The 22,932-nt window shown below is 70.7% G+C and carries 23 protein-coding genes and 1 other RNA gene; 20 read left to right on the forward strand and 4 right to left on the reverse strand.

What is annotated here, in order from left to right; all coding sequences use genetic code 11:
• The first annotated feature begins 97 nt into the window (after window positions 1-97).
• Window positions 98-493 (forward strand): hypothetical protein, encoded by a 396-nt coding sequence (locus Q0W60_RS02860; RefSeq protein WP_297692367.1) that lies wholly within the window; start codon window positions 98-100, stop codon window positions 491-493.
• Here Q0W60_RS02860 and Q0W60_RS02865 read toward each other — a convergent pair.
• Window positions 490-2,256 (reverse strand): adenylate/guanylate cyclase domain-containing protein, encoded by a 1,767-nt coding sequence (locus tag Q0W60_RS02865; protein WP_297692369.1) that lies wholly within the window; start codon window positions 2,254-2,256, stop codon window positions 490-492. The genes Q0W60_RS02860 and Q0W60_RS02865 overlap by 4 nt on opposite strands.
• 163 nt (window positions 2,257-2,419) lie before the next feature.
• Between Q0W60_RS02865 and Q0W60_RS02870 the strand changes: the two genes are divergently transcribed.
• From Q0W60_RS02870 to Q0W60_RS02910, 9 genes are all read left to right on the forward strand, one after another.
• Window positions 2,420-3,871, forward strand: a complete 1,452-nt coding sequence (locus Q0W60_RS02870) for an AMP nucleosidase (RefSeq protein ID WP_297692371.1) — start codon at window positions 2,420-2,422, stop codon at window positions 3,869-3,871.
• 125 nt (window positions 3,872-3,996) lie between these two features.
• Window positions 3,997-5,037, forward strand: coding sequence for a hypothetical protein (locus tag Q0W60_RS02875; protein ID WP_297692372.1), 1,041 nt, complete (start codon window positions 3,997-3,999; stop codon window positions 5,035-5,037).
• A gap of 49 nt (window positions 5,038-5,086) precedes the next feature.
• Window positions 5,087-5,863, forward strand: a complete 777-nt coding sequence (locus Q0W60_RS02880; protein ID WP_297692374.1) for a tyrosine-protein phosphatase — start codon at window positions 5,087-5,089, stop codon at window positions 5,861-5,863.
• Between the two features lie 45 nt (window positions 5,864-5,908).
• On the forward strand, window positions 5,909-6,685 hold the full coding sequence (locus Q0W60_RS02885) for a tyrosine-protein phosphatase (protein WP_297692376.1): 777 nt from the start codon (window positions 5,909-5,911) through the stop codon (window positions 6,683-6,685).
• Window positions 6,686-6,822: 137 nt separating this feature from the next.
• Window positions 6,823-7,995 (forward strand): alanine--glyoxylate aminotransferase family protein, encoded by a 1,173-nt coding sequence (locus Q0W60_RS02890; RefSeq protein ID WP_297692378.1) that lies wholly within the window; start codon window positions 6,823-6,825, stop codon window positions 7,993-7,995.
• A gap of 78 nt (window positions 7,996-8,073) precedes the next feature.
• The gene (locus Q0W60_RS02895) at window positions 8,074-9,531 is read left to right on the forward strand and encodes an MFS transporter (RefSeq protein ID WP_297692380.1); all 1,458 of its coding nucleotides are present in this window, start codon (window positions 8,074-8,076) and stop codon (window positions 9,529-9,531) included.
• Between the two features lie 303 nt (window positions 9,532-9,834).
• Complete coding sequence (locus Q0W60_RS02900) at window positions 9,835-9,999, forward strand: Flp family type IVb pilin (protein ID WP_297692382.1); 165 nt, start codon at window positions 9,835-9,837, stop codon at window positions 9,997-9,999.
• Between the two features lie 170 nt (window positions 10,000-10,169).
• Window positions 10,170-11,549 (forward strand): leucyl aminopeptidase family protein, encoded by a 1,380-nt coding sequence (locus Q0W60_RS02905; protein WP_297692384.1) that lies wholly within the window; start codon window positions 10,170-10,172, stop codon window positions 11,547-11,549.
• Window positions 11,546-12,391 (forward strand): NlpC/P60 family protein, encoded by an 846-nt coding sequence (locus tag Q0W60_RS02910; RefSeq protein WP_297692386.1) that lies wholly within the window; start codon window positions 11,546-11,548, stop codon window positions 12,389-12,391. Before Q0W60_RS02905 ends, Q0W60_RS02910 begins: the two co-directional genes overlap by 4 nt.
• Window positions 12,392-12,396: 5 nt before the next feature.
• Here the strand turns inward: Q0W60_RS02910 and Q0W60_RS02915 are convergent, their stop codons facing one another.
• Window positions 12,397-13,179, reverse strand: coding sequence for a cytochrome c family protein (locus tag Q0W60_RS02915; protein WP_297692388.1), 783 nt, complete (start codon window positions 13,177-13,179; stop codon window positions 12,397-12,399).
• Window positions 13,180-13,305: 126 nt separating this feature from the next.
• On the opposite strand from Q0W60_RS02915, the gene Q0W60_RS02920 reads away from it, so the two are divergent.
• Window positions 13,306-14,043, forward strand: a complete 738-nt coding sequence (locus Q0W60_RS02920; RefSeq protein WP_297692390.1) for a 3-deoxy-manno-octulosonate cytidylyltransferase — start codon at window positions 13,306-13,308, stop codon at window positions 14,041-14,043.
• Complete coding sequence (locus tag Q0W60_RS02925; protein WP_297692392.1) at window positions 14,040-14,882, forward strand: prephenate dehydratase; 843 nt, start codon at window positions 14,040-14,042, stop codon at window positions 14,880-14,882. The genes Q0W60_RS02920 and Q0W60_RS02925 overlap by 4 nt, the downstream gene beginning before the upstream one ends.
• A 62-nt stretch (window positions 14,883-14,944) precedes the next feature.
• Here the strand turns inward: Q0W60_RS02925 and nudC are convergent, their stop codons facing one another.
• The gene (gene nudC / locus Q0W60_RS02930) at window positions 14,945-15,874 is read right to left on the reverse strand and encodes an NAD(+) diphosphatase (RefSeq protein WP_297692394.1); all 930 of its coding nucleotides are present in this window, start codon (window positions 15,872-15,874) and stop codon (window positions 14,945-14,947) included.
• A 205-nt stretch (window positions 15,875-16,079) separates the two neighbouring features.
• On the opposite strand from nudC, the gene ffs reads away from it, so the two are divergent.
• From ffs to Q0W60_RS02960, 6 genes are all read left to right on the forward strand, one after another.
• An RNA gene (ffs, locus tag Q0W60_RS02935) (signal recognition particle sRNA small type) lies at window positions 16,080-16,178 on the forward strand.
• Window positions 16,179-16,195: 17 nt separating this feature from the next.
• A complete protein-coding gene (locus Q0W60_RS02940) occupies window positions 16,196-18,001 on the forward strand; it encodes a DNA polymerase III subunit gamma/tau (RefSeq protein ID WP_297692396.1) in 1,806 nt (601 codons plus the stop codon).
• 3 nt (window positions 18,002-18,004) lie between these two features.
• Window positions 18,005-18,328, forward strand: coding sequence for a YbaB/EbfC family nucleoid-associated protein (locus tag Q0W60_RS02945; protein ID WP_297692398.1), 324 nt, complete (start codon window positions 18,005-18,007; stop codon window positions 18,326-18,328).
• Entirely contained in the window at window positions 18,329-18,931 is a 603-nt protein-coding gene (gene recR / locus Q0W60_RS02950; RefSeq protein ID WP_297692401.1) for a recombination mediator RecR, read from the forward strand. It begins immediately after the preceding gene.
• 44 nt (window positions 18,932-18,975) lie between these two features.
• Window positions 18,976-20,193 (forward strand): DNA recombination protein RmuC, encoded by a 1,218-nt coding sequence (locus tag Q0W60_RS02955; RefSeq protein WP_297692403.1) that lies wholly within the window; start codon window positions 18,976-18,978, stop codon window positions 20,191-20,193.
• Window positions 20,194-20,248: 55 nt separating this feature from the next.
• Window positions 20,249-20,758: a peptide deformylase gene (locus Q0W60_RS02960; RefSeq protein ID WP_297692405.1), complete on the forward strand. Its 510-nt coding sequence runs from the start codon at window positions 20,249-20,251 to the stop codon at window positions 20,756-20,758.
• Window positions 20,759-20,770: 12 nt separating this feature from the next.
• On the opposite strand, the gene Q0W60_RS02965 is transcribed toward Q0W60_RS02960, so the two are convergent.
• On the reverse strand, window positions 20,771-21,133 hold the full coding sequence (locus Q0W60_RS02965) for a hypothetical protein (RefSeq protein WP_297692407.1): 363 nt from the start codon (window positions 21,131-21,133) through the stop codon (window positions 20,771-20,773).
• 98 nt (window positions 21,134-21,231) lie between these two features.
• Between Q0W60_RS02965 and fmt the strand changes: the two genes are divergently transcribed.
• Complete coding sequence (gene fmt / locus Q0W60_RS02970; protein ID WP_297692409.1) at window positions 21,232-22,158, forward strand: methionyl-tRNA formyltransferase; 927 nt, start codon at window positions 21,232-21,234, stop codon at window positions 22,156-22,158.
• The gene (gene truA, locus Q0W60_RS02975) at window positions 22,158-22,904 is read left to right on the forward strand and encodes a tRNA pseudouridine(38-40) synthase TruA (protein WP_297692411.1); all 747 of its coding nucleotides are present in this window, start codon (window positions 22,158-22,160) and stop codon (window positions 22,902-22,904) included. Before fmt ends, truA begins: the two co-directional genes overlap by 1 nt.
• The last annotated feature ends 28 nt before the right edge of the window (window positions 22,905-22,932 follow it).

The following is a 22,932-nucleotide window of genomic DNA, read 5'->3' on the forward strand; positions in this document are numbered from 1 at the left end:
GCTCGCGAACTCGAGCCACGGCGCGAGACTCGCGGCGAGTTCGGGCATAATCATCCACATCTTGGGCCGTCCGGGGCCGATTTGGGGGAAATCACCCATGCCGATGTTGCAGACCTACCTCGCGCAGCTCAACCGCCAGTTCCACCCCGACCGCATCGCGGGCTTCAAGGCCGAGCGGCTGCAGCATTTCGCGCCGGGCCAGTCCCTCGACCTGGCCTTCCTGGGTGACGAGAAGACGCCGCTGCATCGCGCCTGGACGAGCTATTTCCAGACCGTCCCGCCAAGCATCCGCGAAGCGGTGCGCGCGGTGATCCATTCTGCCCTCGCCACCGATCCGCCGACGCCGCTGACGATGTCCTGGGCGCCGGGCTATGACTTCGAGCTCAACGTCTGGCATGCGCCGGACACCGACATGACCCGCGGCGGCATCACGGTGCTGATCAAGTCCCGCTACCCGTCGGACCCGCATCCGCAGAGCCGGGGCGGCCGCTAGCTGATCCGCTCCAGCAGGCCGTCGCCGACGCCGGCGGCGCGCAGCGCCTCGACGAAGCCTTCGCGATCAGCGGGCCGCGCGTACGGCGAGAGCCTCGGGACGCGCAACCGGCGCGCGCGGTCCTGGTCCTCCGGCGCGAAAGCGGCCCGCGCCTCCTCGATTCGCCCGAGCCGCACCAGGCTGGCGGCGATGATGCCGGGAGCCCGGGCGTCATGCAGGGCGCCGGCGATTTCGGCTTGCCTGATCGCCTCCTCGTACTGGCCCGCGTGGAAGTGGGCCAGCGCCAGGAGCGAGCGCATGGCGCGCAGCTGTGGATCGTAAGGGCTGTAGCGGATGCTCCGCTCGATCGGCGCGACAGCCTCGGCGGCGCGGCCGGAATAGACCAGCACCTGGCCCAGCCGGAAGTGTCCGAAGGCCAGGTTCGGGTTGAGAGAAAGGGTCTTGCGGGCTTCCTCCAGCGCCTCGCTGTGGCGGCCGAGATAGAGCGAGGCGCCGGACGAGGCGAAGTAGCCATAGGCGTCGCGCGGATCGAGGCGAATGGCCGTGTGCGCCGCCGTGCGCGCCTCGGCCAGATCCGACATCGGCCGCTCGGACCAGTCGTAGACCGCGAGGCCGTAGAGCGCGCGGGCCAGGCCGGTGTAGCCCAGCGCCAGCTCGGGGTCCCGCTCGATGGCGCGCCGGAAGAAGCTGATCGCCAGCCGGCAGCCCTCCGCCGAGACCTTGTTCATGTGCCACATGCCGCGCTGGAAGCAGTCGAGCGCGTCGAAATCGGAGAGGTCCTTGCGGGCGGTGCGCACGCCTTCGCTCTGCAGCATGGCCGGCTCGATCGCGCCCACCACCTGCTCGGTGATCTCGTCCTGCAGGGCCAGCACGTCGGCGAGCTCGCGGTCATAGTTCTCGGCCCAGATGTTGGCGCCGTCGGCCGCCTGGACGAGCTGCACGCTGACCCGCATGCGCGTCCCGCCGCGGCGGACGCTGCCCTGCAGCACGTAGCGGACGCCGAGCTCGCGCCCCACGCTGGCCAGGTCGAGCTCGCGGCCTTTGAGGGCAAAGCTCGAGTTGCGCCCGATCACGAAGAACCAGCGCCAGCGGGAGAGCGCCGTCACGATATCGTCGGTGATCGCGTCGGCGAAATATTCCTGCTCGGGGTCGCCGCTCATATTGCGGAACGGCAGCACCACGATCGAGGGCTTGCTGGGAAGCGACAGCGGGGCGGCCGCGGGCGACGGCGCGCCCTGGCCGCGCAGCCGGTAGACCTGCACCGGGCGCGGAATGTTCTTCAGCTTCTGCGGCCCGAGATCCTCGAACTCGGCCTCGAGCCGGCCGTTGACGTCCTCGTAGACGCGCCCGGAGACGGCGATCCCGCCCGGATCGGCCAGACCCTCCAGCCGCGCGGCGACGTTGACGCCGTGGCCGAAGAGGTCGCCGTCCTCCACCACCACCTCGGCCGCGTGCACGCCGATCCGGAACAGGATGCGCCGGTCGGACGCGGCCTGACCGTTGCGGCTCGCCGTGCGCGCCTGAATGGCCATCGCGCAACGCACAGCCTCTGCGGCGCTCGCGAAGGCCGCGAGCACCCCGTCGCCAGTCGTCTTGATCACGTCGCCGCCTCCCTCGGCGACCGCCGGGCGCACGACCTCGTCGATGAGGCTGGCGACGGCGGCGAGCGTCGCGTCCTCGTCGCGCGCCACCAAGCGGCTGTAGCCTTCGATATCGGCCGCCAGTATGGCCCGAAGCCCCCTTTGGACTGGCGTGCGCGCCAACCTCACTCCCCCTGCGAGCGTTCCAGCGACTCCCTAACGGTCGTTTGAATCAGAACACGGGCGGCGGAAAAGGTGAAGATGAAGCGCGCAGGCGGCTTCGCCTTCCGCGGGCGCCTGGCCGCCCTGGGCTCGCAACCCCCGAGGAGCGGGATATAAGGCGGCCATGGCACTGGACAGCACCGCCGCCGGCGTCGTCGATCGGCTGGAAGCGGAATACCTTCGCAGCGTGGAGGCCTTGCGCGCCGCGCTCAAGGATTTCCTCGAGCACGGGGCGACGCCGGATCCGACGCTCAGGTTCCAGGGCGCGTTCGTCTATCCCCAACTCAGCCTGCACTGGCCGGCGGGCCGACCCTATCCCCGCATCGGCCGCGCCTTCGCCCGCATCGGCCTGCCCGGCCGCTATTCGGTGACGATCACCCGCCCGGACCTGTTCCGCGACTACCTGGTCGAGCAGCTCTCGCTGATCCAGCGGGACTTCGAGGTGGAGATCGAGGTCGGGCGCTCGGCGCAGGAAATCCCCTTCGCCTATGTGCTGGACGGCGCCGCCGACATCGAGCTCGCCGATCGCAGTTCGATGGAGATCGCCCGCCACTTCCCGACCACCGAGCTGGCCCACATCGGCGACGAGATCGCCGACGGCTCCTGGATGACGCCCGGCGACGCGCCGCGCCCGCTGGCGCTGTTCGACGGTCTGCGCACGGATTTCTCGCTGGCCCGGCTCGCGCATTACACCGGCACGCCGGCCGAGCACGTGCAGCAGTACATCCTGTTCACCAACTACCACCGCTATGTCGACGAATTCGTCCGATGGGGTTGCGAGCAGCTGAAGGCGGGCGGCCCCTACCGAGCCCTGTCCGCGGCCGGGCAGGTCTATGTGACCGAAGAGACGGCCAATCCGGAGGCGCAGGTCGCCGCCGGCTCGTGGCGCAAGCATCAGATGCCGGCCTACCACCTGATGGCCGAAGGCCGACGCGGGATCAGCCTGGTGAACATCGGCGTCGGCCCCTCCAACGCCAAGACGATCTGCGACCACCTGGCGGTGCTGCGGCCGCAGGCCTGGCTGATGATCGGCCACTGCGGCGGCCTGCGGGGCTCGCAGACGATCGGCGACTATGTGCTGGCGCACGCCTACCTGCGCGACGACAACGTGCTCGACGAGGTGCTGCCGCCGGAGATTCCGATCCCGCCGATCGCCGAGGTGCAGGTGGCGCTCAACGCCGGCGCCGAGCAGGTGACCGGCGAGACGGGCGAGGTGCTGAAGCGGCGTCTTCGGACCGGCACGGTGGTCACCACCGACGACCGCAACTGGGAGCTCCGCTACTCCTCGTCCGCCCAGCGGTTCAACCAGAGCCGCGCGGTCGCCATCGACATGGAGTCAGCGACCATCGCCGCCCAGGGCTACCGTTTCCGCGTGCCCTACGGGACGCTGCTCTGCGTCTCCGACAAGCCGCTCCACGGCGAGATCAAGCTGCCCGGCCAGGCCAACGCCTTCTACGAGCGGGCGATCGGCCAGCACCTGCAGATCGCCATCGCCACGGTCGATCTCCTGAAGGGCGAGGGCGCGCGGCTGCACTCGCGCAAGCTCAGGAGCTTCGACGAGCCGCCGTTCCGGTGAGAGGGCGCTTCGCGCCGAATCAACGCGCGAAGGAGTGGTCCGATCAGGTTTCTGGCGCATGGCGTCATGGCCCACTAGCGCCGCCAGTGGAATAGTGACGTTATTCGAACCCTGGATTCGAGGGGATGATGCGCCGCCTCCCGCTGCTTGCCCTAGCCGCCGTGCTGACCGCGGGCGCCGCCGACGCCGGCCCCTATCACGCGCCGCGCACCGCCAATGGCGCGCCTGACCTGCAGGGGGTTTGGACCAACGCCTCGCTGACCTTCCTGGAGCGGCCGCCGATCTTCAAGGGGCTGATCGCCACGCCGCAGGAAGAGGCGATGATGATCGCCGGGTTCAAGAAGAGGGCGGGGACCTTGCTGGACGCGAAGGTCGATCCGAACCTGCCCGCCCCGCCGGTGGTGAAGGCCGCGCCGCAGGCCGACATCCTGGAGATGGACCTGCGGCTGGCGCGGATCGACGGCCAGCCCCGCTCGTCGTGGATCGTCGAGCCGGCCGACGGCCAGGTGCCTTACAACGAGGCCGGCAAGGCGGCCGCCAGGGCCGCGGACCAAAGCTCCTACGACGGCCCCGAGACGCGGCCGCTCAGCGAGCGGTGCCTGACCGCCGTGGGCTCGCCCGAGGGCCCGCCGATGCTGAACACCGGCTTCAACGCCAACTACCAGGTCTTCCAGACCAAGGATTATGTGGCCATCGAGGTGGAGATGAACCACGACGTCCGCATCATCCGGCTCGGCGACACGCTGCATATTCCCGGCAATATCCGTCCGTGGCTCGGTGACTCGATCGGCCACTGGGAGGGCGAGACCCTGGTGGTGGAGACCACCAACCTCGAGCCGCGCTCGAATGTGGAGTCGCGGGGCGCGAACCTGGTGTTCTCGCCGCAGGCGAAGATCACCGAGCGGTTCACCCGGACCGGCCCGGACGAGATCCTCTACGAGTTCGGCGTCGACGACCCGACCTACCTGACCAGGCCGTGGCGCGCCCAGATGGCGATGCGCGCCGCCAAGGGACCGATCTACGAATACGCCTGCCACGAGGGGAACTACTCCCTCGCCAACGCCCTGCAAGGCGCACGTTACGAGGAGACCCATCCCGTCGCCGCCGCGCCGCCGGCGGCTCCCGCCGCGGCGCCATCGCCGAAGGCCGGAGCCGGACGGCCATGAGCCATAGCCGTCTCGATCCGTCGCCCGAAGCGGGTTAGAGGATCGGCCGATGAGCCGGCACATCGACTTCGACGGGATCGAGAACTTCCGGGACTTCGGCGGCTATCCCACCGCCTGCGGGCGCGGCGTGAAGACGGGCCGGCTCTACCGGTCCGGCGCGCACCACTTGGCGAGCGACGCCGACCTCGTCCGGCTGCGGGAGCTCGGCGTCAAGGTGGTGGTCGACCTGCGCCAGCCGCACGAGCGCCGGCGCGAGCCGTCGCGCCGTTGGAACGGCTTCGACGCCGCAGTGATCGAGAACGACATCGTCTCGGAGCATCCCGACTGGCTCGACAAGCTGAAGGTCTGCGACCTCAGCGCCGGTTGGTTCTTCGAGGACACCCGCAACTACTACCGGGTGACGCCCTTCGAGGCCCGCTACACCGATCTCTACGGCGCCTATTTCCGCAGCCTGGGCGACGCCGAGGGCGCGGTGCTGGTGCACTGCGCAGCGGGCAAGGACCGCACCGGCATCGCCTGCGCGCTCACCCACCACATCGCGGGCGTCCATCCGGACGACATCATGGCCGACTACCTGCTGACCAACGACGAAACCCGCATGGAGCGGAAGATCGCGGCGCTCGAGCCCTATTTCGCCGAGCACCTCGGGCGGACGGCGAGCGACGAGGCGCTGCGCACCGCGGTGTCGGTGTTCCCGGAGTACCTGGAGACGGCGTTTGCGACCATCCGGGAGACCTGCGGCTCGGTGGACGCCTATCTGGAGCAGGCGCTGGGCATCGACGCGGAGGCGCGCGGACGGATTCACGACCGCGTGCTGGCGGGCTGAGGGGCTGTCTCGATTCCGTCAGACCTCGGCGCTAAGCGAGGCGCCATGACCGCGTCCATCGCCTTCGAGGGCATCGACAACTTCCGCGACTTCGGCGGCTACCGCACGAGGCACGGAGCGGTGATGGCGACCGGCCGGCTGTTCCGCTCGGGCCACCATGCCCGCGCCACGGACCAGGACCTCGAGAGGCTGGCCGATCTCGGCATCGGCGTCATCGTCGACCTGCGCCGGCCGAACGAACGCGAGCGCGACGTCGCGCGCCGCTGGCCCGGCTTCGGCGGCGTGGTGATCGACAGCGACGTCGGCCAGCAGAGCCTCGACGAGTGGCAGGAGTTCATCGCGCGCTCCGACCTGACGCCCGCGTCGTTCCAGAACTACATGCTGGACTACTACCGCCAGGCGCCCGCGGAGCCCCGGCACATCGATCTCTACCGTCGCTACTTCCGCGCGCTCGCGGAAGGCCGCGGCGGCATCCTCGTGCACTGCACGGCGGGCAAGGACCGCACCGGCATCGCCTGCGCGCTCACTCAGCACATCGCAGGCGTGCACGACGACGACATCCTCCACGACTACCTGCTGACCAACGATCCCGCGCGGATCGAAGCCCGCATCGGCCTGGTGCGGCAGGCGATCGGCGACAACATCGGGCGGACCCCCAGCGAAGAGGCGGTGAGGATCGCGATCTCGGTGGACGCGGCCTATCTCGCACAGGCTTTCGAGGCCATGCGCGAGCGGTTCGGCTCCATCGACGGCTACCTGGAAGACGCGCTCGGGATCGACGCGGCCCTGCGTGACCGCATCCACGACAAGCTGCTGGGCTGATATGCGTGCGCCCGCCGCAGCCTCCGCAAGCCGCGACGGGCGCAATCAGGGACAGACCTCCAGAGGAAGGCCCACGACAACAATTGCGTGCGCCGCGCGAGGCGCCTAATCACCACGCCGTGAATCACGGAGTGATGATGCAAAGCTTCCAACCGCCGCGGCGGATCCTCATGGGGCCGGGCCCCTCCGACGTCAGCCCCCGCGTGCTGGCCGCGCTCGCCAGGCCGACGATCGGCCACCTCGATCCTGCGTTCCAGGCGCTGATGGAGGAGATCAAGGCCGCGCTGCAGCGGCTGTTCAACGCCCCCGAGCACGCCTGCGTGCCGCTACCCGCCCCGGGCACCGCCGGCATGGAGGCGGCGATGATGAACCTGCTGGAGCCCGGCGACCGGGCGGTGATCGCCGTCAACGGGGCGTTCGGCGGCCGGATGGCCGACATGGCGGCCCGCGCGGGCGCGAGCGTGGTCACCGTCGAGCACGAGTGGGGCCAGCCGGTCGATCCGAAGAAGCTGGAGCCGGCGCTCGCGGAAGCACGGACCAAGGTGCTGGCCTTCGTTCACGCCGAGACCTCGACGGGGGCGCGGAGCGATCCCGCCCCGCTCTGCGCGCTGGCCCGCAAGCACGGCGCGCTGACGGTCGTCGATTGCGTGACCTCGCTGGGCGGCATCGCCGTCGACGTGGCGGGCTGGGACGCCGACGTGGTCTATTCGGGGACCCAGAAGTGCCTCTCCGCGCCGCCCGGCCTTGCGCCCATCGCGCTCTCCAAACAGGCGCAGGCGGCGATCTCCGGACGCAAGGAGAAGGTCCGCAACTGGCTGCTCGATTTCAACCTGCTGATGTCCTACTGGGGTGGCGAGGGCGGCCGGACCTATCACCACACCGCCCCGATCAACGCGCTCTATGGCCTGCACGAAGCGCTGGTCGCGCTGTTCGAGGAGGGCCAGCAGGCGGCGATCGTCCGCCACGCCCGCATGCACGAGGCGTTCGCCGCCGGGCTGGAGGCCGTGGGGCTGCAGATCCTGGGCGATCCGGCTCATCGGCTGCCGCAGCTGAACGCTGTCGTGGTCCCGGACGGCGTCGAGGAAGCCGCGGTCCGCGCGCGGGTGCTGCAGACCTGGGACCTGGAGATCGGCGCAGGGCTCGGGCCTCTGAAGGGCCGCATCTGGCGGATTGGGCTGATGGGCGCCTCCGCGACGCCGTGGCACGTGCGGCTATGCCTGACGGCGCTCTGCCAGGCGCTGAGTTCGGAGGGATTCAAGGCCGACGCCGCCGCGGCGCTGGCCGCCGCCGAGCCGAAGCTCGCCGCCTAGCGCGCTCCGGGCGTTGCGGCTAACGTCGGCCGCAAACCGCCTCTCCGATAAGGGCGGAGCCGCCCCGGGGAGACGCCGTTGACCGAATCCAGCTCGATCGAGACCCACGGGCCGTCGTCCGTCATCGACCCGCCGATCGTTTCGGAGATCGGCGGCGACGCCAAGCTGAACCGCGGCGCGATCTCCTGGTCGATCTTCGAGGGCGGGCGGGATCCGTACGTGATCCTGATCACCATCTACATGTTCATGCCCTACGTCGCCTCGGTGATGGTCGGCGATCCGGTGCGCGGGCAGGAGGAGATCTCTCGCTGGCAGCAGTACGCCGGCTGGATCGTGATGGGCACCGCCCCGTTCCTGGGCGCCTCGATCGACAAGCTCGGGCCGCGCAAGGCCTGGATCGCCCTGCTGGTGGCGGTGATGACGCCGATGATTGCGGCGCTGTGGTGGGCCAGGCCCGACCAGAGCGGGCTGTCGATCACCGCCACCATGTTCATCGCCATGGTGGTCAACGTGCTGTTCTCCTACACCGAGGTGCTGCACAACTCGATGCTGGTCAGGGCCGCCGGGCTGGAGAGCGCCCACAAGGCCTCGGGCCTGGCTCTGTCGCTCGGCAACGGCGCCTCGGTCCTGGCGCTCGCCTTCACGGCCTGGGCGTTCGCGCTGCCGGGCAAGGTGCATTGGGGCTGGGTGCCCGCCCACCCGCTGTTCGGCCTCGACCCCGCCCGCCACGAGCCGGAGCGGGTCACCGCCTTGCTCGCAGCCGGGATCCTGTTGCTGGGGGTCGTCCCGCTGCTGCTGTTCACGCCCGATGCGCCGCGCACCGGCGTCCCGGCCCTGAAGGCGCTCGCCGACGGGGCCAAGGACCTCTGGGCGATGCTGAAGACCGTGCGCCGCTTCAAGGACGCGGTCGTCTACCTGGCCAGCCGGATGTTCTTCGTCGACGGCATGAACGGCGTCTTGTTCTTCTTCGGGGTCCTAGCGGCGGGCGTCATGAAGTGGGGTCCGCTGGAGCTCCTGATCACCGGCGTCATCCTCTCCGTGCTTGCGGTGTTCGGCGGCTTCGTCGGCCGCTGGCTGGACGCCGGGCTCGGGCCCAAGAACGCGCTCCGGATCGAGATCTTCATGACCATGCTGGGGCTGATCGCGCTGCTGGGCATGCGCCCCGACACCATCTTCTATGTGGTCCACTTCGATCCGCACGCGCACGCGCCGCTGTGGGACGGGCCGGTGTACCGGACCTGGCCGGACCTCATCTACCTGCTGATCGGCTTCAACAATGCGATCTTCATCACCGGCCAGTACGCCTCGGCGCGGACCACCCTGACCCGGCTCACTCCGCCCGAGCAGACCGGCGCCTTCTTCGGCGTCTATGCGCTGTCCGGCGTAGCGACCGCCTGGCTGGCGCCCAGCCTGGTCAACATCGGCACGCGGGTGACGCACACCCAGCAGGGCGGGTTTGCGAGCATCGTCCTGCTGCTCGGAGTGGGGCTCGTGGGGCTGCTGTTCGTGCGCGGCGCGGGCCCCCGGGCGGCCTGATCGCGGCGGCAGCTCGCGGCGAGTCAGCTCGGCCTGCGATTTTTTTCAAGGCGCTCCAATAGGCCGCGAGCGGGGTTCCGCGCGGAAACGCCCATTGAATCTACAGGATTTTTCGGCCAAGAATAGGGCATATGCTTAACAGATGATCATGATTAATTTCAGTAAACCAAAGAAATTTTGCCGCGAATACTCTGGTGTTTACTGGGAATTAAACGCGTTCGGCGAAATTGGTCCTGCGTTTGGACGAGCAGGCGGTGGTCCTTTCCCCTCCCGCCGCCGGCCCGCGATTAGAAGGAGCAAGTCATGTCCAAGTACGTCACGCGTTTCCTCAAGGACGAATCCGGCGCCACGGCCATCGAATATGGCCTGATCGCCGCGCTGATCGCCGTTGTGCTGGTGACCGCTGTCACCGCCGTCGGCTCGAAGCTCAACACGACCTTCACGAAGATCGACAACGCTCTGCCGTAGTCGTTGTTCGCGTAGACGAGCAACGAAGGCCCCCGCGCCCAGGCGCGGGGGCCTTCTGCTTTTTCGGGACGGCGGTTGAGCGCAGCGCGCGCCGATCCGCTCCCGGGCGGGTTGCGGCCCGGCGGGACTTGCGCGACAGGGTGGACCTCCTTGCAAGCCGCGGGTCGCCCATGTCCGACGTCATCCTCGACACCGCCGAAGGTCCGGCGATCCCGGTGCGCGCGCTGCTGGAGAGCGAGACGGAGTCGGCGCTCGCGGCCGCCCCCGCCGCGGCCAAGGCCTACGCCGCCATCTCCGAATTCAAGGGCAAGGCCGGTCAGGTGCTGGCGGTCCCCGGCCGGGACGGCGCGCTGGCCAGCGTGCTGTTCGGACTGGGACAGACGCCGGACGCCTTGGCGTTCCGCGCCCTGCCCGCCAAGCTGCCCGCCGGGACCTACCGGATCGCGCGTGCGCCGAAGGGGCTCGCGGCCGACCAGATCGCGCTCGCCTTCGCGCTCGGCAGCTATAAGTTCGATCGCTACAAGAAGCCCGCGAGTGACAAGCCCAGGCTGCTGGCCGAGGGCTTCGACGCCGCTGAGGTCCGGCAGGTGGCGCATGCCTGCGCGCTCGCCCGCGACATGGTCAACACCCCCGCCAACGACATGGGCCCCAAGCAGATCGAGACCATCGCCCGCGAGATCGCCGAGCAGCACGGCGCCGAGATCACGGTCGTGACCGGCGAGGGCCTGCTGGAGGCCAACTATCCGGCGGTGCACGCCGTCGGCCGCGCCGCGGTTCCCGAGCGCGCGCCGCGGATGATCGAGATCACCTGGGGCAAGGCGGACGCCCCTCGCGTCGCCCTGGTCGGCAAGGGCGTGGTGTTCGACACCGGCGGCCTCGACATCAAGCCTTCGGCCGGCATGCGGCTGATGAAGAAGGACATGGGCGGAGCGGCCCACGCGCTGGCGCTCGGGCGGATGGTGATGGCGGCGGGGCTGCCGGTCCGCCTGGCGGTGTTGGTCCCGGCGGTGGAGAACGCCATCTCGGGCGACGCGATGCGCCCGGGCGACGTGCTCGCCTCGCGGCGGGGGCTCTCCATCGAGGTCGGCAACACCGACGCGGAGGGGCGGTTGATCCTCGCCGATGCGCTGACCCGCGCGGCCGAGCTGGAACCGGCCCTGACGCTCGACTTCGCCACCCTCACCGGCGCCGCGCGCGTGGCCCTCGGGCCGCAGCTGCCGCCGTTCTACACCGACGACGATCAGCTGGCCGCCGATATCGCCCGCCACGCCGAGGCCGCCTGCGATCCGCTCTGGCGCATGCCGCTTTGGAAACCCTACGCCGAGGCGCTGGAGTCCGACGTGGCCGAGATCAAGAACGATCCCGACGGCTGGGCGCAGGCGGGCTCGGTGACCGCGGCGCTGTTCCTGCAGCGCTTCGCCCCGCAGGGAGCCTGGGCCCACTTCGACATTTTCGCCTGGAACCCGCGGGGCCGGGCCGGCTGGCCCGCGGGCGCCGAGGCGCAGGCGATCCGCGGGCTCTATGGCCTGCTCGGGGAACGTTTCGGGTGAAGCTGGACCCGCGCATCACGCCGCTGCGCGACGGGGTCGCGGCGCGCGCGCTCGAGGGCGTCGTGCCCGCCGAGGTGTATCTGGATCCGAGGCCGATGATCTGCGCGGCGCCGGCGGCCGGCGTCCACGCGGGCCCGGACGCCTCGGCCGAGCAGATGGACCAGATCCTGTTCGGCGAGGCTTTCGATGTCCTGGAGGAGGAGGCGAACGGCTGGGTCTGGGGCCAGGCCCGGCGCGACGGCTACGTGGGATTCGTCAGAGCGGAGGCGCTGCGGCCGCCGGGCCCTGCGCCGACCCACCGGGTCGCGGCGCTGCGCACCTACGCCTTCGAGGGCCCGAGCATCAAGACCCGGGCGCGGGGCCCCTATTCCCTGAACGCCCTGGTCAGCATGGAGGCCGCCGAGGGGCGGCTGCGCAAGGTCCGCGGGGCCGGCTGGATGACCGCCGAGCACCTGGCGCCGATCGGCGCCTTCGAGGCCGATCCGGCTGCGGTGGCCGAGCGGCACCTGGGCGCGCCCTACCTGTGGGGCGGCCGCGAGAGCCTGGGACTCGACTGCTCGGGGCTGGTGCAGCAGGCGCTGTTCGCCTGCGGCCGGGCCTGCCCGCGCGACACCGACCAGCAGGAGGCGGTGGGCCAGGCGATCGACAGGCCGGGGTTCGGCCGCGGCGACCTGGTGTTCTGGAAGGCGCACGTGGCGATCGGCCTTGACGCCCAGCGGATCGTCCACGCCAACGGCCATCACATGATGGTCGCCATCGAGCCGCTGGACGAGGCGATCGCGCGCATCGCCGCCGAGGGCCACGGCGAGCCGACGAGCTTCAGACGAATCCCGCCTCTCTAGGGAGCTCAGTGCTTGGCGGTGTCGCCGCCGGCTTTGCCCGGGCCGGAGACGCCCTGCTGCTGCGGGGCCGCATTGGTCCCGGCGTTCTTGCCCTGACCGGCCGGACCGCCGGCCTTGGCGCCCTGGCCCGCGCCGGCCGTCGGGCCGCCCGCGGTCGTGCCGGTCGCGACCGGCTTGTTGCCAGCCGCCGCGCCGGGTGCGGCCGCACCGGCGGGCCCGGTCGTTCCCGCGGCCGCCGCGGCCTTGGCCGGGTTCGGCGCAGGAATCGGCAGGTGCGAGCCCTGGGTGTGCAGGAAGGCGATCACGTTGATGCGATCTTCCGGCTTCTTGAGGCCGACGAAGGTCATCTTGGTGCCGGGGATGTAGTTCTGCGGCCCCTTGATGAACTCGAACAGGTGGTCGTAGTCCCAGATCGGCTGCTTGGCGGCGAACGCCTCCATGGCCGGCGAGTAGGAGAAGCCCGGCTCGCTGCCCGGCTTGCGGCCCACCACGCCCATCAGGTCCGGACCGATGCCGTTGGCGGTCAGGCTGTGGCAGGCCTGGCACTTGGCGAAGGTCGTCTGGCCGGCGGCCACGTCGGCCTTGGGCAGCACCGTGCCCCAATCGGGCGGCACCTCAGGCGCATTGGACTCGGCGCCCGCCTCCGCAGCGACCTCGACCTTGTAGCCCGGCTTGGCCGGCTGCTCCGGGGTGAACATGCCCGACGAAAGCGCCCGAAGGCCCACGATGACCAGACCCGTCGCGAGCACCGCGCCGGCGACCTTGTTGAACGTGAGATCGCTCGCCATTGATCCTTCGTCGGCCCTCTCCACGACCGGCCCCTCGAGACCGGCGACCGCGCGGGAATCCCGCCCCTTATTGCGCCCGGCTCTCTTACACGCTACCGGCGCTCGCGCAACCCGCCCGCTGGCCCCATGAACCCCATCGTCCTGATCCCCGCGCGGATGGCCGCGACACGTCTGCCGGGCAAACCCCTGGCGGACATCGGCGGCATACCAATGATCGTCCGCGTGCTGCGTCAAGCCGAGGCCGCGGGGGCCGGTCCTGTGGCTGTCGCGGCGGGTGATGCGGCGATCGTTTCGGCCGTGGAAGGCGCCGGCGGACGCGCCGTCCTGACCGATCCGGACCTGCCCTCCGGCTCCGACCGGATCCTCGCCGCGCTCGCCGAACTCGACCCGGGGAGCCAGCACGACGTGGTCATCAACCTGCAGGGCGACATGCCCTTCCTCGATCCTGCCGCGCTCGCCGCCTGCGCGGCGCTGCTGGCCGAGCACCCGGCGTGCGATATCTGCACCATCATGGTGGCCGAGCGCGATCCGGCCGAGCGGCGCAACCCGGACATCCCCAAGGTGGTCGCCTCGATGCAGCCGGACGGACGCACCGCGCGCGCCCTCTACTTCACCCGCTCCGTGCTCTACGGCGACGGGCCGGTGTGGCTGCACCACGGGGTTTACGCCTACCGCCGCGAGGCGCTGGAACGCTTCACCGCAGCGCCGCCGTCACCCCTGGAGATGCGCGAGCGGCTGGAGCAGCTCAGGGCGCTGGAGCTCGGCATGTCGATCTGGACGACCGTGCTCGACGAGCCGCCGATCTCGGTCGACAACCCGGCCGACCTCGAGCGCGCCCGCGCCCATGCGAGGGCCACGGCATGACCCAGCGTAGGATCGCCTTCCAGGGGGAGCTAGGCGCCAACGGCCACGAGGCCTGCCTGGCGGCGTTCCCCGACGGCCAGCCCGTTCCGTGCGCCACCTTCGAGGAAGCGTTCGCGGCGGTGAAGACCGGCAGCTGCGATCTCGGCATGATCCCGGTGGAGAATTCCACGGCCGGCCGGGTCGCCGACGTGCACCACCTGCTGCCGTCCTCGGGCCTGAAGATCATCGGCGAGCGGTTCAAACCGATCCACTTCCAGCTGATGGGCGTGAAGGGCGCGAAGCTGGAGGACATCAAGACGGCGATGAGCATGCCCATCGCGCTCGGCCAATGCCGCAAGACCATCCGGCGGCTGAAGCTGAAGACCGAGGCGACGGGCGATACGGCCGGCGCCGCCAAGCTGCTCTCCGAGCACCCCGATCCGGCCAAGGCGGCGATCTCGCCGGCGCTCGCAGCCGAGATCTACGGGCTCGAGATCCTGCTGCGCGACATCGAGGACGAGCACCACAACACCACCCGCTTCCTGATCATGACGGCGGACCCCAATCCGCCGGCGCCGCCGTTCACCGAACCCTGTATCACCAGCTTCGTGTTCCGGGTCAGGAACCTGCCGGCGGCGCTCTACAAGGCGCTCGGCGGCTTCGCGACCAACGGCGTCAACATGACCAAGCTCGAGAGCTACATGGAGAACGGCGCCTGGACGGCCACCTTCTTCTACGCCGAAGTCGACGGCCGCCCCGAGGACCGTGGCCTGGCGTTGGCCTTCGAGGAGCTGCAGTTCTTCTCTGAGAAATTCGAGATCCTGGGCGTCTACCCCGCCGATCCGTTCAGGAGCCGCTAGGCCCCGTTGCTCCCGTAGCAGGGGAGCCCTCTGGGCGATCTCCCTCCGGGGGGAGGACCTGATCAGCCCGCTTCCGCCCAGGCCTTGATGAGCTGGTGGGCGATGGCGAGGGGCTGGGGGGCGAAGGTTCCTTCGATCTGGCCGGCGATCAGCTGCTTCGCCTCCTCGCGGGTGAACCAGCGGACCTCGGAGAGTTCGGTCTGGTCGGGCGTCCCCTCCTCGTCCTCCACCTCGGCGATCAGGCCGATCATCAGCGACGACGGATAGGGCCACGGCTGGGTGGAGTGGTAGCGGACCTTCACCGCGTGCAGCCCGGCTTCTTCATTGAGTTCGCGCGCGCAGGCCTCTTCGATCGACTCGCCGGGCTCCAGGAAGCCGGCCAGCGCGGAGAACATGCCTTTCGGCCAGGCCTCCTGACGGCCGAGCATGCAGCGGTCGCCGTGGTAGGGCAGCATGATCACCACCGGATCGGTGCGCGGGAAGTGCTCGGCTTCGCAGGCGGGGCACTGCCGCTTCCAGCCCCCGTCGACGGCGACGGTGGGCTCGCCGCAGACCGCGCAGTGGCGGTGGCGGCGGCGCCATTCGAACATCGCCTTGGCGGTGGCGACCATGGCCGCATCGCCCGGCGGCAGGCTCATGGCCACGCGGCGCAGGTCCTCGAACGCGCCCATCCCGGCGAGCGGTCCGCCGTCGGCCGGATTGGCCTCGCCGTCGAGATCGAGAGCGAAGACCGCGGTCTCCTTCCAGAGCCCGAGGAACAGCAGCTGCTCGCCGCCCTCGGAAAGCTCCTCGGCCATCCTGGCGGGCAGGTAGGCGATCTGATGGCCGCCCTCCTTCCTGGGCTCCACCAGCGGGCGGCCGTTCCAGAGCGCCAGCGCCAGCGAGTCCGGCGCGGCGAGCTGGCGTGCGATCCAGGCCTTGTCGGGCCGGCGGTCGCTCGCGCGGTCGAGCGGGTTGCCGGCGAAGGTGTTCCTGAAGACGTCGAGAGGCATGCCGGGCTTTTAGGGCGCCATCATTCAAACCCCAACCGTCCGTCAGGGCCGAGCTCGTCCCGGCCGCCCATGGACTCCGATTCAAGCGTTCATCTCCGCCGCGAATCCCCGGCACAAGGCCGGAGACGACGTTCGGGAAAATGGCATACCGCTGCGGCTCCGCGCCTCAGCTTGCGGAACCCCACGCCAGCGGCGATATAGGAGGCGGAGATCGGCGGCGGGCGGACGCCTCGCCAACCCGGTCAGGTCCGGAAGGAAGCAGCCGTAACGAGTTTCGCTCCGGGTCGCTGTCCGGTCTCCACCCATCCTCTCCAAGGCGCCATGGCGGACGAAGACCTCACGCTCGACGACGATACCCCAGAGCGTGATCCCAACGCGCGCGACATGTTCGGCGGTGCGCCTTCGCCGGAGGCTTCCGCGGGACAAGTCGAGGACTCCGCCGCCTACACGGTCATCGCGCGCAAGTACCGGCCGCGCAGCTTCGAGGACCTCTATGGCCAGGAGGCGATGGTCCGCACGCTGCGCAACGCCTTCGCCACCGGCCGGATCGCGCACGCCTTCATGCTGACCGGCGTCCGCGGCGTCGGCAAGACGACCACCGCGCGGCTGCTGGCGCGCGCCCTCAACTACGATACCGCCGCCGTCCATGAACCGACGCTCGACCTTCGCGAGGAAGGCCGCCACTGCCGGGCGATCATCGAGGGCCGGCACATGGACGTCCTCGAGCTGGACGCCGCCTCGCGCACCGGGGTGGCCGACATGCGCGAGCTGCTGGAAGGCGTGCGCTATGCGCCCGTCGAGGCGCGCTACAAGGTCTACATCATCGACGAGGTGCACATGCTCTCGACGGGCGCATTCAATGCGCTCCTGAAGACGCTGGAAGAGCCGCCGCCGCACGCCAAGTTCATCTTCGCCACCACCGAGATCCGCAAGGTGCCCGTGACGATCCTGTCGCGCACCCAGCGGTTCGACCTGAGGCGGGTCGAGCTGGAGGCGATCGTCAAGAACCTGGAGATGATCTGTGAGAACGAGGGCGCCCGCGTCGAGGCCGACGGCCTGATGCTGATCGCCCGCGCCGCGGAAGGCTCGGTGCGCGACGCCCAGTCGATGCTCGACCAGGCGATCGTCCAGGCCGAGCCCGGCCAGACGGTCACCGCCGAAGAAGTCCGCGACATGCTGGGCCTGGCCGACCGGGCGCAGACCATCAGCCTCTTCGAGCAGATCATGAAAGGCGAGGCGGGGGCCGCCATCGAGACCTTCCGCGCCCTCCACGGCTTCGGGGCGAGCCCGGACCAGGTGATGCTCGATCTGCTGGATCACTGCCATGGCGCTTCCGTCGCCAAGGCGATCGGGCCGCAGGCGCTGGTGCTGCCCAAGGACCAGGCCGCGCGCCTGACCGCCGTCGGCGCAGCGGTCTCGGCCGGGACGCTGGCGCGCCTGTGGCAGCTCACACTCAAGGCCTATGACGAGGTGCGCCGCGCACCCGACGCGGCGGCCGCCACCGACATGGCCATCATCCGGCTGGCCTACGCCGCCGATCTGCCGGGGCCGGAGCAGGCGCTGAAGCGGCTGCAGTCGGGCGAGCCGCTGCCGGCCGGCGCTCCGAGCGGCGGCTCGGGCGGGGCGGCGAGCGCAGGCTCGGGCGGCGGGGCCGCGGCGACGGCGCGCAGCCCGGCGCCCCAGGTGCAGGTGCAGCCGGCGAAGGACCCGGTCGTGTCGCTGGCCACCTTCGAAGACATGCTGGCGCTGATCGAGCAGCGGCGCGACATCGCCCTCAAGCTCGACGTCGAGCGCTACGTCCGCCCGATCAGCTTCCGGTCCGGCGCGATCGAGTACGAGCCCGCGCCCGGCGCGCCGGCCAACCTAGCCCAGCGCCTCGTCGGGCGGCTGAAGGAGTGGACCGGCGAACGCTGGCTGATCGCCGCCCACGGCGGCGGCGGGGCCGAGAGCGCCTGGGAGCGGCAGAAGCGGCAGGAGCGGGAAGTTCGCGCCGAGGTGGAAGCCGATCCATTCGTCCGCGAGGTGCTGCAGGCCTTTCCGGGCGCCGAGATCGTCGGCGTGCGCAACATCGCCAGTCCCGAGCCCGCCGCCGAGCCGCCGGTCGAGGACGACAGCGAAGAGGACTGAGCCTTGAAGGATCTGAACGCGATCATGAAGCAGGCGCAGGCCATGCAGCAGAAGCTGGCCGAGGCGCAGGCGAAGCTCGCCGAGATGGAGGTGGAGGGGACGTCCGGCGGCGGCATGGTCAAGCTGGTCCTGAAGGGCACCGGCGAGCTCGCGCGCGTCGACATCGACGAGAGCCTGATGGCGCCGGGCGAGGCTGAGGTGGTGGCCGACCTGGTGGTCGCCGCCCACGCCGACGCCAAGCGCAAGCTCGACGCCGAGCAGCAGGAGCTGATGAAGCAGGCGGCCGGCCCCTTCGCCGGCATGCCCGGCATGCCGAAGCTGTTCTAGTTGGCCCAATCCGCCGGACCCGAGATCGAGCGGCTGATCGCCCTGCTCGCGAAGCTGCCCGGGCTCGGGCCGCGCTCGGCGCGGCGCGCCGCCCTGGCGCTGCTCAAGCGCCGCGACCAGCTCCTGGCCCCGCTCGCCGACGCGCTCGCCGAGGCCGCAGCGCGGGTGAAGACCTGCCACCTCTGCGGCGCGCTGGACACCCAGGATCCCTGCGCGATCTGCGCCGATCCCGGCCGCGACGGCGCGCTGATCTGCGTGGTCGAGGAGGTGGGGGCGCTCTGGGCCATGGAGCGCGCCGGCGCGTTCCGCGGCCGCTACCACGTGCTGGGCGGCCTGCTCTCGGCCCTCGACGGCGTAGGGCCCGAGGCGCTGCGCATCGGCCCGCTGGTGGCGCGAGCCGCGGGCGAGGAGGTCCGCGAAGTCATCCTGGCGCTGCCGGCGACGGTCGACGGCCAGACCACCGCGCATTACCTGGCCGAGCGGCTGGCGAACACCGGCGTCGCAGTGACCATGCTGGCCCGCGGCGTGCCGGTCGGCGGCGAGCTCGACTGGCTCGACGACGGCACCATCGCCCAGGCGTTGCGGGCCCGCCGGCCGGCTTGAGCGCCGCAGTGGCCCCGACTCGCCGGGCAAGCTAAGAACGCAGCATGAACCTGCTGCTGATTCTCGCGCTGCTCGCCGGCGCTTCGACCGTAGCCGCGCTCGCCTGGGGGCTGCGCGAGCGCTCCCGCGCCAAGCTCGCCGAGGCCAGGATCGGGCTCCTGCAGGAGCAGGCGCGGATGGTGGAGGCGCAGGCCGCCCGCTCCGCCGAGAGCGTCGCCGAGGCGATCCTGAAACGGAACGAGGAAGTCCAGGCGAGCCGCGAGCAGCTGGCGCAGGCCAAGCTGGAGGCGCAGCTCAAGCCGGTCGCGGAGACGCTGCAGAGATACCAGGAACAACTGGCGGCGGTGGAGAAGGCCCGCGCCGAAGACGCCGGCGGCCTGAAGGCCCAGATCACGGCCCTGCTGCAGGCCTCGACGGCGACCCAGGAGGAGGCGCGCAAGCTCTCGGCGGCGCTTCGGCGCGGGGCGGGCGTGCAGGGCCGCTGGGGCGAGCAGACGCTGCGCAACGTGCTGGAGGCGGCGGGGCTCTCGCATCGCTACGACTTCGAGGAGCAGGCCTCCACCGACACCGACGAGGGGCGGCGGCGGCCGGATGTCACCGTGCGCCTGCCGGGCGGAGCGGTGTTCGTGATCGACGCCAAGTGCTCGCTGAACGCCTTTCTCGAGCTGCAGGAGGCGACCGACGAGACCGCGCGCGCGGCGGCGCTCGCCCGCCACGTGCAGAGCGTGCGCGGCCACATCCAGGGGCTCTCGGCCAGGGCCTACTGGGACCAGTTCGAGGCCTCGCCGGACTTCGTGGCGATGTTCGTGCCCGGCGATTCCATGCTGGCCGCCGCCCTCGACCAGGCGCCGGAGCTGATGACGGAGGCCATGGACCGGCGGGTGGTGATCGTCACCCCCTCGACGCTGTTCGCGCTCTGCAAGGCGGTGGCCTATGGCTGGCGGGTAGAGGAGCAGGCGGCCAACGCCCGGCTCGTCGCCGACCTCGGGCGCGAGCTCTACAAGCGCATCGCGGTGATGGGCGGCCACGCCGGCTCGGTCGGCAAGGCGTTGGAGGCGGCGGTCTCGCGTTACAACCAGTTCGTGGGCTCGCTGGAGAGCCAGGTGCTGACCCAGGCCCGCCGCTTCGAGGAGCTGAAGGTCGACCACGAAGCCCGCGAGGTCGCCGAGCTGCAGCCGGTCGAGACGGCGGTCAGGCCGCTGAGCAAGCTCGGCAAACCCGATGCGCCGCCGGTGCGGCTGGTGGCCGGCGACGAGAGCTGAGACTGCGGGCTCGCGCCAACTTGACGGTCGGTACCCAGCCTCCTACCTCGCTGGCATGGCGATCCGTGAAATCCTCGTCGTCCCGAACCCGGTCCTGAAGGAGGTCTCCGCGCCCGTCGAGCGCGTCGATGACGAGCTGCGGGCGCTGATGGACGACATGCTGGAGACCATGTACGCGGCGCCCGGCATCGGCCTCGCCGCCATCCAGGTGGGCGTGCCGAAGCGGGTGATCGTCATGGACATCGCCCGCGACGGCGAGGAGAAGCAGCCGCGCTTTTTCGCCAATCCCGAGATCCTCTGGGCCTCCGAGGAGACCGCGCCCTACGAGGAGGGCTGCCTCTCGGTGCCGGAGATCTACGACGAGGTGGAGCGGCCGGCGCGCGTGAAGATCCGCTACCTCGACTATCGGGGCGAGACGGTCGAGGAGGACGCCGAGGGCCTGTTCGCCGTCTGCATCCAGCATGAGATGGACCATCTCGACGGGGTGCTGTTCATCGACCACCTGTCGCGGCTGAAGCGCGAGCAGGCCATCAAGAAGGTCAAGAAGCAGGCCAAGGCGGCCTGATCGCCTCGAACGCTACTGGCCGCTCTTTTCTCCCGAGGCGGAGTTCGTGTCCTCATCCTTGTGGCGCTTGGAGGCGTCCTTCACCGAGGAGCCGAGCTCCTTCAGCGAAGCCTTGAGATCGCCTGCGGCCTTCTTGACTTCCGGGTCCTTGGCGATGGCCTTCAGGTCCTTCCCGCTCTTGGCGGCGCTCGTCTTGATGTCGGCACCGAGCTTCTTGGCGTCCGCCTTGACCTCCTGGCCGGCCTGATCGCCGCTGGACTTCACGTCGGCGGCGGCGGACTTGGTGTCGGCCTGGGTCTTCTGCTGGTCGGCCTTGCTGCAGGCCCCGACGGCCAGCAGCAGGCCGAGGAACGATGCGGTGAGGAGCGTACGCATGGCGGCAAGCCTCCGTCGGGTCGCCTGTGCAACCGCCAAGCTTTACGGCAGGTTCCGGCGTTTTGCGCAAGTCGGCCGTCCCGGCTAGAGGACGGCGCATGCGGCTCGCTTTCCTCGGCACCCCCGACTTCGCGGTGGCTTCGCTCCGGCGGATCGTCGAGGCGGGATTCGAGGTGGCCTGCGTCTATTCCCAGCCGCCGGCGCCGCGCGGCCGCGGCCACGAGCTAAGGCCCTCGCCGGCGCACGCCTTCGCGGGGGCACACGGCCTCCCGGTCCGCACGCCCGCCTCGATGCGGGATCCGGCCGAGGTCGCGGCCTTCCGGGCGCTCGGGCTCGACGCGGCGGTGGTCGTCGCGTTCGGCCAGATCCTGCCCCGGGAGGTGCTGGAGGCGCCGACGCTGGGCGCCTTCAACCTGCACGGCTCGCTGCTGCCCAGGTGGCGGGGCGCCGCGCCCATCCAGCGGGCGATCATGGCCGGCGACGCGGTGACCGGGGTTCAGGTCATGCGGATGACCGAGGGGCTCGACGAAGGCCCGATTCTCGCCACGCAAACCTTGCGCATCGGTCCGCTCGACACCGCCGGAACGTTGCACGACCGCATGGCCGAAGCCGGCGCCGAGCTCCTGGTCCGCACGCTCCACGCCCTCGAGCGCGGCGAGGCCAGGGAGACGCCGCAGGCGTCCGACGGCGTCACCTATGCGAAGAAGATCCGCCCCAGGGAGGCGCGCATCGACTGGACCCGGCCGGGCGCCGAGGTGGATCGCAAGATCCGCGGCCTCTCGCCCGCGCCGGGGGCCTGGTTCGAGCTCCCCACCGACCGAGGACCGGTGCGCGTGAAGGCGCTGCTTTCGGCGAACGAGGACGGCGACGGCGCGCCGGGCGAGGTGCTGGACGAGGCGCTGCTGGTCGCCTGCGGGTCGGGCGCGGTGCGGCTGCTTCGGGTGCAGCGCGAAGGCCGCGCGGCGCAGGACGCGGAGGCTTTCCTGCGCGGCCAGTCGGTCGCAGCTGGCGAGAGGCTCGGCTGATGCCGCGCTACCGGCTGCTGATCGAGTATGACGGGCGGCCCTACCACGGCTTCCAGGCGCAGGGGGAGCTGCCGTCGATCCAGGGCTCCATCGAGCGGGCCGTGAAGGGCTTCTGCGGCGAGGCGCTGCGCCTCCAGGCCGCCGGCCGCACCGACGCGGGGGTTCACGCCACCGGCCAGGTCGTCCACGTCGATCTTGCGAAGGCCTGGAAGGCCGAGGTCGTCCGCGACGCCCTGAACGCCCACCTCGTCCCCGAGCCGATCGTCGTCCTGGAGGCCGCGGTGGCGCCGGAGGGCTGGCACGCCCGCTTCTCGGCGACCAGGCGGCGCTACCGCTACCGCATCCTCAACCGCCGCAGCCCGCCGGCGCTCGACCAGGGCCGCGTCTGGCATGTGAAAAAGCCGCTGGACGCCGAGGCGATGCATGCCGCCGCGCAGGTCCTCGTGGGCCATCACGACTTCACCACCTTCCGCGACCTTGCCTGCCAGGCCAAGTCGCCGATGAAGACCCTCGATGTGGCGGCCGTGCGCCGCGAGGGCGAGCAGGTGTTGCTGGAGTTCGCCTCGCGCTCCTTCCTGCACCGCCAGGTCCGCTCGATGACCGGCTCGCTCGCCGAAGTCGGGACCGGCCGCTGGAGCGCGGATGACCTGGCGGCCGCGCTCGAGGCGCGCGACCGCAAGGCCTGCGGGCCGGTGGCGCCGGCCGATGGGCTTTATCTGAGCGGGGTGGAGTACGAGACGACCTAGCGTGGTCCGGCGTGGCCGCGGCTTCCCG

Origin of the sequence: Phenylobacterium sp., from assembly GCF_025934275.1 — a bacterium.
Lineage (GTDB): Bacteria > Pseudomonadota > Alphaproteobacteria > Caulobacterales > Caulobacteraceae > Phenylobacterium.